6 protein-coding genes are annotated in these 12433 nt (G+C 65.3%); 2 read left to right on the top strand and 4 right to left on the bottom strand.

Going from position 1 to position 12433, the window contains the following annotated elements; all coding sequences use genetic code 11:
• Positions 1 to 125: 125 nt before the first annotated feature.
• From BLS42_RS11355 to BLS42_RS11340, 4 genes are read right to left on the bottom strand one after another with little or no spacing between them, the layout of a single operon-like run.
• Positions 126 to 1031 carry a hypothetical protein gene (locus BLS42_RS11355; RefSeq protein ID WP_176803362.1) on the bottom strand — a complete coding sequence of 302 codons (906 nt, stop codon included), beginning with the start codon at positions 1029 to 1031 and terminating at the stop codon, positions 126 to 128.
• A 30-nt stretch (positions 1032 to 1061) separates the two neighbouring features.
• Positions 1062 to 4154, bottom strand: coding sequence for an efflux RND transporter permease subunit (locus BLS42_RS11350; RefSeq protein WP_371129561.1), 3093 nt, complete (start codon positions 4152 to 4154; stop codon positions 1062 to 1064).
• A 52-nt stretch (positions 4155 to 4206) separates the two neighbouring features.
• Positions 4207 to 4665, bottom strand: a complete 459-nt coding sequence (locus BLS42_RS11345) for a hypothetical protein (protein ID WP_090581045.1) — start codon at positions 4663 to 4665, stop codon at positions 4207 to 4209.
• The gene (locus BLS42_RS11340) at positions 4662 to 7811 is read right to left on the bottom strand and encodes an efflux RND transporter permease subunit (protein WP_256336413.1); all 3150 of its coding nucleotides are present in this window, start codon (positions 7809 to 7811) and stop codon (positions 4662 to 4664) included. The genes BLS42_RS11345 and BLS42_RS11340 overlap by 4 nt, the downstream gene beginning before the upstream one ends.
• An 875-nt stretch (positions 7812 to 8686) precedes the next feature.
• On the opposite strand from BLS42_RS11340, the gene leuS reads away from it, so the two are divergent.
• Positions 8687 to 11212, top strand: coding sequence for a leucine--tRNA ligase (gene leuS, locus BLS42_RS11335; protein ID WP_090581039.1), 2526 nt, complete (start codon positions 8687 to 8689; stop codon positions 11210 to 11212).
• Positions 11213 to 11332: 120 nt separating this feature from the next.
• Positions 11333 to 12424 (top strand): DegV family protein, encoded by a 1092-nt coding sequence (locus BLS42_RS11330; RefSeq protein WP_256336412.1) that lies wholly within the window; start codon positions 11333 to 11335, stop codon positions 12422 to 12424.
• The last annotated feature ends 9 nt before the right edge of the window (positions 12425 to 12433 follow it).

The following is a 12433-nucleotide window of genomic DNA, read 5'->3' as shown; positions in this document are numbered from 1 at the left end:
GGGCACATCCTGACCCGCTGACCGGGCACGGCTTCGGCGGACAATGAAGAGCTCCGGCCAGGGAAACCTGGCCGGAGCTCTTCATTGTCCCGCCTCCGTCGTGTCCCTCGGGACACGGGCCGCTCTTACCGGGTCTTCACGACAGCGCGCGGCGTCTTGGCGTAGACGTCCTTGCTGACCGTGTAGCCGCGGCGGTCAATCGCCAGCGCATGCGCATTGACGCTGGCCAGTTCCGTTCTGTTGAGCTTCTTGATCTTGACCAGATCCATGAACTCCTGCTCTTCGCCGCCCACGGCCGTCACTTTGATGAGCCCGGTCCGGGGCGCGTAATACTTGCGCTGGTGGCCCGCGCTCGGCGGCTCCAGCGGGTTGAACTCATCGATCACCATGACGTCGTCGTAGCACCCCGTGGGGACACAGACGCGCAAGTGCTTGGCGAAGACGTCACCGCAGTCCAGGAAGTCCACGCTGGGGGCGTAGGCCTGGGCGTAGGCCGGCGTGTTCCGGTGCGGCTTGGCCTGCATCGCTATGCCGGCCCGGGCCTCGTCGATGCCGCTGATGAACGTGCTGGGGGCGCCGACAAGCTTGCCGTTCTCGTACTCCTCCGGATACTCGCCGAAGAGCCACACCGCCCCCTTCCTCGTCTGGGCGAAGAAGGCGAGCTCGGACTCCACGAGTTCACCGTCCCGGTAGTCGCGGTCCCAAATCGCGATCGTCTTGACCCCGTCGATGACCTTGGTCAGTCCCGTGACGGTGCTGATCACCGTGCGGGCGGTCGTTCCGTCCGGCGAGACTACCTTGCCGGTGGTGGTGTACTGCCTTCCGGGCTCGAGCCTGAGCCACTTGTTGTCAATCTCAGGCTTCGCCGGGAAAGCGGAACGGTGGAACGATAACGCCGAGCCGGGGCCGCACAGTTCCTGGGAACTGGCGGCCGCCGGGGCGGCCGCCACCGCCGTCGCCGCCGTCAGTGACGCCACCACCAGCAAGAGCACGGAGCCGTAGGCCGTTAGTCTCTTAGATCGTGGTGTCATCTGACTGGCCTTTCTGTTGCGTGGTTGGTGTTAGGCGGCTGGTATGGGTTCCGGCTCGCGGGCCCCGCGTTCACGTGCCGGACCTTTCTTGGCGAAGCGAAGGTACAGCGATGGAACGATGAACAAGTTGACCAGTGTCGAAGTCACCAGCCCGCCCAGGATCACTACGGCCATGGGGTGCTCGATCTCATGGCCGGGCCGGTTACCCAACATCACCAGCGGCACCAGTGCGAGTGCGGTGGCGAGCGTGGTCATCAGGATTGGTGACAAGCGTTCGGCCGCGCCCCGCAGGACCAGGCCCCGGCCGAACGGCATGCCCTCGAACTGCTCCAGATGCTGGAAGTGGTTGATGAGCAGGATGCCGTTGCGGGCGGCGATGCCCATCACTGTCAGGAACCCGACAAGCGACCCGAGGGACAGGATTCCGCCGCTCATGTGCGCGGCGATCACCCCGCCCACCAGGGCTACCGGCAGCGTCAGGATGCCAAGGGTGGCAAGCCGCCAGCTGCGGAATGCCGCTTGGAGCAGGAGGAACACCACAACCAGGGCTCCGGCCGCGAAGAGGAGAAGCCGCTGTGAGGCGGCCTGCCGCTCTGCGTATTCGCCCAGGATGTCCGCGCTGTAACCACTGGGGAACTCCACCGACTTGAGGTCGGATTCGAGTTTCTCGACGACTTTTGCGAGATCGCCTTCCTTGACGTTGGCGCTGACATCGAGTCGGCGGGACCCTTCCGAACGCTCAATGACATTGGGAGTGGGCTTTACCGTGATCTTGGCGACATCAGCCACCCGGATCGTCTGTCCGCTGGGAGTGTCCAGCGGGAGGTTCTCGATGCTTGTGACGCTGGTCCTGATCGCGGGAGGACTCCAGACCTGGACGTCGTAGGCTTTGCCGTCCCGGTACACGTCACCGACCTCCTCACCGGAGACCAGGGTGGCTGCGGCACGGCGGACGTCACCGGGTTTCAGGCCATAGCGGTTGGCGGCGTCCAGGTTCACCTCGACTTCCACCTGCGGGACATTGACCTGCAGGGCGACCTTGGCCCCGATGGCCCCCTCGATGCCAGCAAGGACAGTCTTGACCTTGTCCGCCTGCTTCTTCAGCGTGTTCAGGTCATCGCCGTACACACGGACGACGATTGAGTAGCCCGTGCCGGTAAGCACCTCGCGGACACGTTCCTTGAGGTAGGTCTGGACGTCCCGGTGGATGCCGGGGTACCCGTCCACGACCTGCTGGATAGAGGCCAGGGTTTTGTCGTAGTCGACCGAGGGGTCAACGCTGATCCAGTTCTCTCCAAAGTTGACGCCCACCACCTCATCGGCGGCGAACGCCTGACCGATGTGGGACCCGCAGTTGTTGACGCCTGGAATGGTCATCAGCTCCCGGCAGGCCAACTGGCTCACGCGCACTTCCTCGGCATTGGACGTGCCGGGTTGGGTGACCCAGTGCATGAGGAAGTCGCGTTCCTTGAACGACGGCAACAGCGACTGACCCAGGAGCGGGGCCGCGATGATTCCGACGACGCCGAGCGCCGCCACCGCGAGGTAGCCCGGGAGCGGCCGCTTCACAATGGGCCGCAGGGCCGCGCCGTACCAGCGCTTGAGAACCCTGACCACCGGCGGATCCCGATCTTCAAGCTTGGCATTGCGCAGGAAGATGTACGCCATGGCCGGCGTGACCGTGAGGGCCACCAGCATGGACGCCATCACGGCCAGAGTGTAGGACGTGGCCAGGGGGCGGAAGAAGGCGCCGGTCAGCCCGTCCAGGAAGAAGATCGGCACCGTGGCGGCCACGATAATCAGTGTGGCGTAGACGATGGGGCCGCGAACTTCCAGGGAGGCATTGACGACCACACGGGCGGTACTTTCGGTCCCGCCGCTGGCCCGGTGGTGCCGGAGTCGTCTGACGATGTTCTCGACGTCGATGATGGCATCGTCCACCACCACCCCGACGGCAATCACCAGCCCCGCAAGCACCATCGTATTAATCGTGCCTCCGGTCCAATAGAGCACCAGGGCCGCTGCCATCAGCGACAACGGGATCGCCGTCACGCTGACCAGCGCCGTCCGCCATTGGAACAGGAAGACGCTCAGCACCAGGACCACCAGGAAGCAGCCCAGCAGCAGCGCGAGGCTCAGGTTGCCGAGGGACTCCTCGATGAACGAGGCAGGCCGGAACAAGGTGGTGTCGACTGCGATACCGGTCAGGCCGGGTTGCAGTTCCTTGAGCGCTTCCTCAACCCCACGCGTGACTTCGAGCGTGTTGCCCCACGGCAGCTTTTCGACAATGAGCATGAGTCCGGGGCCGCCGTTGATGACCGCGTCACCGATCAGTTGCTGGTGGTCCTCCACGACGTTGGCCACGTCGGCGAGCCGCAGGGGAGGCCGTCCCTCACGTTCTTCCAAGGGCACTTGGGCAAGGTCCGCCGGAGACGTGATGGGTTGTACGTGCCTGACGGTCAAGCTCTGGCTGGGCGTCTCCAGCGCCCCGCCGGTGCCGATCAGGGCACCCTCAGAGTACTTGAGCAGGCCGGCATCCAAGGCGTCGGACGTGGAGTTCATGACGTTCTCCAGCGTGACCTTGTGGGCCGCCAGCTTGGCCGGATCAACCTGGACCTGCAGCATCTGAAGGCGTTCGCCCCAGATCGCCACGTTGGCGACGCCCGGCACCCGCAGGAGGTGTGCCCGGATATTCCAGTAGGAAACCATGGACATCTCGATCAGGGAGCGGGTCTCGGAGGACAGCCCGATCTTCATGACACGGCTGGTGGAGGACAGCGGCTGGAGCATCACCGGCGGCGCGGCCCAGGTAGGCAGCGTCGGTATGACCGTTGCCATCCGCTCCGACACCAGTTGCCTGGCGGTAAGCAGATCGGTTCCGGGCTTGAACTCCATCACGATGGCGGACAGCTGCGACACAGACTTCGACCGCATCTGGTCCAGGCCGTCGATGCCGTTGAAGGCCTCCTCCATCGGAACCGTTACCAGTTCCTCAACCTCGGAGGCGGTGAGTCCCAGACACGCCGTCTGGACCTCGACGCGGGGCGGTGCAAACTCAGGGAAAACATCCACCGAAGCCCTGCTGAGTTGCGCGCCGCCCACGATCATGAGGGCAGCCGCCATCGCAATGATGATCGACCGGAACCTCAGACTTGCAGCGACAATCCGGCGCATGTCAGTGTGCCGTATCGAATTCAGCGCCGAAGAGTTCAGCCGCGCCGACGATCACGATTGTGGTGCCGGCCGCGGGGCCAGCCGAGGCCGTGACCACTCCGTCCTCCACCTTGGCTACTGTGACCGCCTGCCGCTGATAGACCCGCGGGGCCGGGTTGGTGTACACCCAGGTCTTTCCGTTGGCGTCATAGAGCAGGGCTGCGTAGGGCACGACGACGTCGGTCCCCTTACCGGCCTTGACGGTACCGGTCTTCAGGTCGAGGCGTTCGACGCCCTTTTCGGTCAAGGTCAGCTTCGCGATGCCCGTTGCCGCATTCTTTTCCACCTTGGCGGGATCGTTGGCCGATACGGCCGCCGGGGCCGCCGCCGTCGTCTGGGCACATGCGGGCAACGCGAACAGAAGTGCTGCGCATACGGCGGCCGCCAGTGGCAGGCGCCGCAGGGGCTGTTGGCTGGTCATTTTGCTTCCACCTTTTCCTGCGTAACGGGCTGGACGGGAACTTCGGCCTCGTAGACTTCGGCCCACTCTTCTGGGGCGGACCTGGGTCCGAACCAGAGTGCCAGCAGGGGGAGTACGAAGATCCCGATGAGAGTTGTAGTGATGAGTCCGCTGACAATGATCAGGGCCATCGGACCCAGGAGAGCCCCGCCGACGGCACCGCCGAAGAGTCCCGGCGGAATCAAGATCGCCATTGTGATCAGGGCGGCCTTCAGGATGGGCGATACCCGGTCCCGGGCCGCCATCATGATGACTTTGTCAGGGGATTCGTGCGGGGCAGCGCGCCACAGCTCATCCGTCTTGGCCGAGAGCAGCGTCGCATTGCGGACAGCGACGGCCAGCACCGCGGCAAACGCAGTGAGCGCCAGCACAGTGATGGCGCCTCCCGCGATCCACGCTGCCACGGCGGAACCGGCCAGCGCGGCCGGCAGGGAAAGGAAGATGGCAAGCGCCAGCTTCCAGCTCCGCACGGCTGTCTGGAGAAGGAGCAGGATGGCCAGGAGGGCTGCCGCGCCGATCCACAGCACCAAGGCGTCCCCGGCGAGCTGTTCGCTGTATTTCGTGGGGATCTCGGCGTGGTACTCCAGCGGGAACTGGATCTGCTCGATCGCCGCGTTGATGTCGCGCTGGATATCCGCGAGCGGCCGCCCGGTGACCTCGGCCACGACGTCGATCCGGCGCGAGGTGTCATCGTGCAAGATCACGGCTTCACTCGGAACGAGCCGGATGTCGGCGATCTGGCCCAGCTGGACCCGGCCGCCGCTTGGCGTGTCGAGCAGTAGTTCGCGAATGCTGGTCAGGTCATCCCTGACACCCACCGCGCCGCGGACCACCACTTCAAAGACCTTCTGCTGTTCGAAAAGGTTGCCGACCACGATGCCCTGCATGAGGGAGGCAGCGGCCCGCCGTGCGTCGCCGGGTTTGATGCCGACCTTCTGCGCCGCCTCGAGGTTGACCTCGACTTCGACGATGGGCGTCAAGGCGCTGGCATTGATCGTCGGGTTCTTCACGCCGTCGACCTTTTCGATCGCCTTGCGGACCTCTTCGGCCTTTTCGCGAAGGACCGGCAGGTCGGTTCCGTAGACGCGGACGGCGAATCCCGGATCCATGCTGCTGCGCTGTTCACCAATCTTTTGCTGGGAGTAGTTGACCACGTTGTGCGCAATGCCCGGGTATCCCTGGACGACGTCGCGGACCGCCTGCTCCGTTTCGCTGAAGTTGGCATCCGGTGTGACGGACACCCAGAGTTCCGCGGAGCTGTTCCCAACAACCTGGTCGGAGGAAATGGCGCGGCCGATATGCCCGCCCACTCCCGAAACACCCGGCAGGGTCCGCAGTTCGTCGGACGCCTTCGACGCCACCCTGCGGACTTCGTCGTTGGACGTGCCTGCCATCGAGTCCCACTGCACCAGGAGCGTTCGGTCCGGAATGGTCGGAACGACCGCCCGGTTTCCGACCACCTGGGATGCAGCGGCCAGTCCCAGCAGTCCCACGACGGCGACAGCGACGATGCCGAGCGCGGTGCGGGAGCGTGCGCCCTCGAGGGCCCGGTTGTAGTAGGACCTGGCCCGGACAACAGCCTGCGAGTCCGCCCGGCGGGCTTTCTCACCGGGAAGCAGGAGATATGCCAGGACCGGTGTCACGGACAAACCCACCAGCATGGACGCGGTAAGCGCCAGTGCCAGGGACCAGAAGAGCGGCTGGAAGAACGCACCGCCGACTCCCGTAACGAACAGCGTCGGAACAAGCGCAAGGGCCATGATGAGGGACCCGTGGAACAGCGGGGTGCGGACGCTGCGGACAAGCTGGACCATACGGAACCTGATGGTGGCATCAGTCTCGGTCTCGGTGGTCCGCAACGGCCGGCGCCGCTGCGCCTGCACATCCTCCACGATGTCTCCCACAATCACGGAAACACCCAGGACGATGCCGGCCAGGATCGAGATATTCAGTGTGGAATCGAGCAAGTAGAGCACGACTCCTGCCGCCATGACTGTCGTGGTGATGGCCACGAGGGCAATCACGGCGACACGCCAGGAGCGGAAGAGGACCCAGAAGAGCAGGACGGCGATCAGGAGGCTCACGAGCAACGCCACGCCGAGTCCGTCCACTGCATCCTGCAGGAACGAGGCGGGCCGGAAGACGGACGTATCCATCTGGACTCCGGAAAGTCCGGGCTGCATGTCGCTCAGGGCAGCTTCGATGTCCTTGGTGACTTGTAACGCGCTGGTACCGGGGAACTTCTCCACGACCAGCAGGAGGCCTGCATCCTGACCGACGACGGCGTCTCCGATCAGCGGCTGATGGTCCTCCTTCACCTGGGCAATGTCACCGAGGAGCATGGGAGGTTGGGCGTCCTCGACACTGACCTTGGCCAAGTCCGCGGGCGTTCGGATGGGCAAGACGTGCTGGATGCCAAGACGCTGGCTTGGCGACTCCACAAAGCCGCCCGTGCCGGGGGTAGACGCCTCGAGGAAGCTCAGGGGCGACACCCAGACTGCGTTGCCTGTGGTCTTGATGATCTGTTCGAGCGTGATGCCCTTGTCGCGCATCTGCGTGGGGGTCACCTCGACCTGGAGCTGCTGCTCGCGCTGTCCCCAAATGGATACGTTGGCGACACCGGGAATGCCGATCAGCCGCGGCTTGATCTTCCACCGGGCCAGCACCGACATTTCGATCCCGGAGAGCTCCTTGGAGTTCATCCGGACCATGAGGACGCGGCTGGTTGACGACAGCGGTTGCATGATCAGTGGCGGCGCGGAGACGTTCGGCAGTGCGTGGGCCTGGGTCATACGTTCGGCCACGAGTTGGCGCGCGCGCAGAAGGTCGGTGCCCGGTTCGAACACGAGCTCGATGGAGGACAGGCCGGGAACGGATTTGGACCGGATTTCATCCAACCACGCCACGCCGTTCAGGAGGTCGGCTTCCATCGGAGCGGTAATGAGCTGTTCGACTTCGGCAGCTGAGAGGCCCAAGGCCTCGGTCTGGATCTCGACGTGCGCGGGGGCAAACTCGGGCATGCTGTCGATGGCTACGTTGGGGACGTTCACTACCCCGAAGGCAATGAGCCCGGCGGCCACGGCGAGAACCAGGATGCGGAACTGCATACTGAAACGGGTGATCCAGCCGAACATGGCTAGCCCTGTTCCAGGGAGCCGGCGCCGCGAGTGCGTCCAGCGGGAGTTTTCGGCAGGCACGCAGAAGAATTACGCAAGTGATACATGACAGGCTCCTCAACCCGAGACCATTTGCGAATCCCCCCAAGAGATCCCATTTGCTGATCTTTATCGAATAGTGTTCCCATTCGAATCGTTTGGCAAGATTAAAATTATTGGCTCCGTCACCGGTTTTTCACAGGTTTTTCCCAGCGTGAAGACCCATAATGCATTTTCGGTGCAAACTTCGTGGAACTGCCCGGGCTCTCGCCGACAGCTACCCGAGTGCCGATCGTTCTTATACCCGTTTTTTCCTTGAGGAGCTCCCCGAATTTCCGTTTCGGTACCCGCCGAGGGCGTGCAGCAACGGGCTGTAAGTACCGCTAGTCCATAGGTATGGCATTTGTAACAATTTTGGACCTAGCGGCCCACGAAGGACGCCGGAGCGCGAGTCGGCTCCGACTACCGGGCAGCATCGGCGCTGTCGGTTGAGCGCGAACCAGCCCGAGGGGCTAAAGTGGTCCTATGCGCGCCGTGCTCCTGCTTAGATAGCCGCCCGGCATCCCGACGAGACCTCGATTTCGAAGAGTCCCCGGATTGCCGAGCGGCGGCCCCTCCATGTCGAGGGGCTTTTGTGTGTCCGGGGTAAATTCGGGGGCGCAAAGCACGAAGTAAGAGCAGGAGTACGACGTACGGACAGTATGGAGTCAGGGCCGGGCAACCGGCCGTGGCAGTGCAGACTTGATGGTGAACAGGCCTGGCGGCAGGCAGGCCTGAAGGTAGACAGGCCTGAGATAACAGGCCGCATAGAACAGAAGAGGCCAGCAGTGAGCGTTCAGCCGGAAACACAGACCGGATCACCAGCAGCCGCGGCGGAGGGGCCCGAAGAAGGTGCCTACAGCTTCGCGGCAATGGAAGCCAAATGGCCACAGGTCTGGGAAGACCTGAAGGTCTTCACGCCGCTCGACGACGGCTCAAGGGAACGCCGCTACGTGCTGGACATGTTCCCGTATCCGTCCGGTGACCTTCACATGGGTCACGCCGAGGCATTCGCGATGGGCGACGTCGTGGCGCGCTACCTGCGCCAGCAGGGCTACGACGTGCTGCACCCGATCGGCTGGGACTCCTTCGGCCTGCCCGCGGAGAACGCAGCGATCAAGCGCAACGCGCACCCCAGCGAGTGGACGTACGCCAACATCGACACCCAGGCGGCGTCGTTCAAGCGCTACGCAATTTCAGCAGACTGGTCCCGTCGGCTGCACACCTCCGACCCGGAGTACTACCGCTGGACCCAGTGGCTGTTCACCCGTTTCTACGAGCGTGGCCTGGCCTACCGCAAGAATTCGCCGGTCAACTGGTGCCCCAAGGACCAGACCGTGCTGGCAAACGAACAGGTAGTCAACGGCGCCTGCGAGCGGTGTGGCACGCCCGTAACCAAGAAGTCCTTGAACCAGTGGTACTTCAAGATCACCGACTACGCCGACCGTCTGCTCGATGACATGGACGAACTGCGCGGGCACTGGCCCGAGCGCGTCCTCGCCATGCAGAAGAACTGGATCGGCCGCTCCGAGGGCGCCCACGTCAACTTCGTGATCGAAGCCGACGGCGGCAAGGCCGCCAAGGAAGTCACGGTCTTCACAACGCGTCCGGACACCCTCTACGGCGCCACGTTCTTCGTCGTCGCCGCCGACGCGCCGCTCGCCGTCGAACTGGTCACCAACGAGCACTCCGCGGCCCTGGACGCCTACCGCGAACAGGTCAAGGCGCTGTCCGAGATTGAGCGCCAGTCCACGGAGCGCGAGAAGACCGGCGTCTTCACCGGGCGCTACGCGACCAACCCGCTCAATGGCGAGAAGCTGCCCGTCTGGGCCGCGGACTATGTCCTGGCCGACTACGGCACGGGCGCCATCATGGCCGTGCCGGCCCATGACCAGCGCGACCTCGACTTCGCCAAGACCTTTGACCTGCCCGTCCGGGCAGTACTGGACACCGGCCAGGAGGACCCCGCGGCCACTGGCATCGCCACCACCGGCGAGGGGACCCTGATCAACTCCGGCGCGCTGGACGGCCTGCCGAAGGCTGAGGCCATCCCGGCCGCCATCGAGATCCTGCGTGAGCTGGGCACCGGCGAGAAGTTCGTGAACTTCCGCCTGCGTGACTGGCTGCTCAGCCGGCAGCGGTTCTGGGGCACCCCGATCCCCATCATCCACTGCCCGGCCTGCGGCGAGGTCCCGGTCCCGGACGATCAGCTGCCGGTGACCCTGCCGGCGGACCTGCGCGGCGAGGACCTGTCCCCGAAGGGCACGTCTCCGCTGGCCGCGGTCGAAAGCTGGGTCAACGTCGAGTGCCCCAACTGCCACGGCCCGGCCAAGCGGGACACGGACACCATGGACACGTTCGTGGATTCCTCCTGGTACTTCCTGCGCTTCGTCTCCCCGCAATACACCGAGGGCCCGTTCGATCCGGAGAAGATCAACGACTGGATGCCGGTCGGCCAGTACGTGGGAGGCGTGGAGCACGCCATCCTGCACCTGCTCTATGCGCGGTTCTTCACCAAGGTCATCCACGACCTCGGCCTGATCGAGGCCGACGAGCCTTTCCGCGCGCTGCTGAACCAGGGCCAGGTGCTCAACGGCGGCAAGGCGATGAGCAAGTCACTGGGCAACGGCGTGGACCTGGGCGAGCAGCTGGACAAGTTCGGCGTGGACGCCGTACGCCTGACCATGATCTTCGCCTCCCCGCCGGAGGACGACGTCGATTGGGCGGACGTATCGCCGTCGGGCTCCGCCAAGTTCCTGGCCCGTGCCTGGCGCCTCGGCCAGGATGTGACGAGCGCACCCGGCGTCGACTTCGCCACCGGCGACCGTGCACTGCGCACCGTCACCCACCGCACGATCGCCGATGCGCAGGCCCTGCTGGACCACAACAAGTTCAACGTGGTTGTCGCAAAGCTGATGGAGCTGGTCAACGCGACCCGCAAAACCATCGACTCCGGGGCCGGCGGCGCCGACCCCGCAGTCCGCGAAGCCGTGGAGGCCGTTGCCGTCATCCTGAGCCTGTTTGCGCCGTATACCGCCGAGGACCTGTGGAACGTCCTGGGACACCCGGCCTCGGTCGCCAACGCCGGCTGGCCCACGCACGACGACGCCTTGCTCGTGGAGGACACGGTCACCGCCGTCGTCCAGGTGCAGGGCAAGGTGCGGGACCGCCTGGAGGTTTCCCCGGACATCTCTGAGGAGGACCTGCGCGAACTCGCGCTAGCCTCGGAAAACGTCCAGCGCGCCCTCGACGGCCGTGCCCTCCGCACGGTGATCGTGCGGGCGCCTAAACTGGTCAACATCGTCCCGGCCTAGCCGGGCGTACCATCCTGCACTGGCCGCCGGCTGATACCGGCGGCCAGTGCAGAGAACGCGTCGGGCACGGCTGCCCTGGCCGGAGAAAAAGTTCAGCGTCCCGATAGCAGGAGGTCCCTCGTGCCAGACCGCGAACCGTCAGGCTGGCCATGGCTGCGCGAGCGGCTTATTCGCCTTCGGCAGGGCACCCGGGGCGGCGTCCCCGATACGGCTCCCGCCGCCGTCGTCCAAGTGGCGGTGGTCACGGACTCTGCGGCCGCGCTGCCCGCGGACTGGATCCGGTCCTTCACTGCCGACGGCGGGCTGACCGTGGTCCCGATGCCCGTCATGGTCGGCGCCGAAATCTACGGCGAGGGTGAGGACGACATTGCCGAGACGATCGCCGTGGCCCTCGCCAGCGGCAAGCCCGTCAAGACCTCGCGTCCGTCACCTGGGCAGTTTGAACACGCTTACCGGGCGGCCAGCGAGCGTGGCTTCCAGTCCGTGGTCTCGATTCACATCTCCGGCGCACTGTCCGGGACTGCCGACGCCGCCCGCCTGGCAGCCCAGCGGGTCGGCATCCCGGTAGAGGTCCTCGACTCCCGGACGGTTGGGATGGCGCAGGGGATGGGCGTGCAGGGCGCCGTCGTCGCGGCCGCCGATGGCCGGAATGCGGCCGGCGTGTTGGCCTTCGCGCAGGAGCGGCTGGACCGCACCAAAGTGTATTTCTACGTTCCGAGCCTGGAGCAGTTGCGCCGGGGCGGCCGGATAGGGGCCGCGGCCTCGCTCTGGGGAACCATGTTCTCCATCAAACCCATCCTGGCAGTTGATGATGGCCGGATCATCCCGCTGGAAAAGGTCCGGTCCGCGGCGAAGGCCATCGCACGGCTGGAAGAAATTGTTGCCGCCGATGCGTCCACCCGCCCTGCCGGTCAGGCGCGGCTGGCTGTGCACCATTTCGGAAACCAGGCCGAGGCCGAGGAGCTTGCCCGGCGCCTGGCCGTGGCATTGCCGTCTTGTCCGCCGGCCCAGATCAGCGCACTCCCGGCCGTCCTGGCCGCCCACGCGGGGCTCGGTGTGCTGGCGGTGATCGTGGGGGAGGGCAGCACCCCCGCAAGCTCGAGCTCCAGCGAGGCCAGCGGCGCCACTCCGAATCGCGGGGAATCGGCGGCCGGCGAGCTGGACGGCGGGAAACCTGGCGCTGGCCGGGCAACCGCGCGGGCAGGCGACTAGCACCGGAGG

The sequence above is a fragment of the Arthrobacter sp. ov407 genome, assembly GCF_900102895.1.
In the GTDB taxonomy this organism is placed as follows: Bacteria; Actinomycetota; Actinomycetes; order Actinomycetales; family Micrococcaceae; genus Arthrobacter.
The sequence above is the reverse complement of the archived record's forward strand: the minus strand, read 5'-3'. Positions and strand labels throughout refer to the sequence as shown.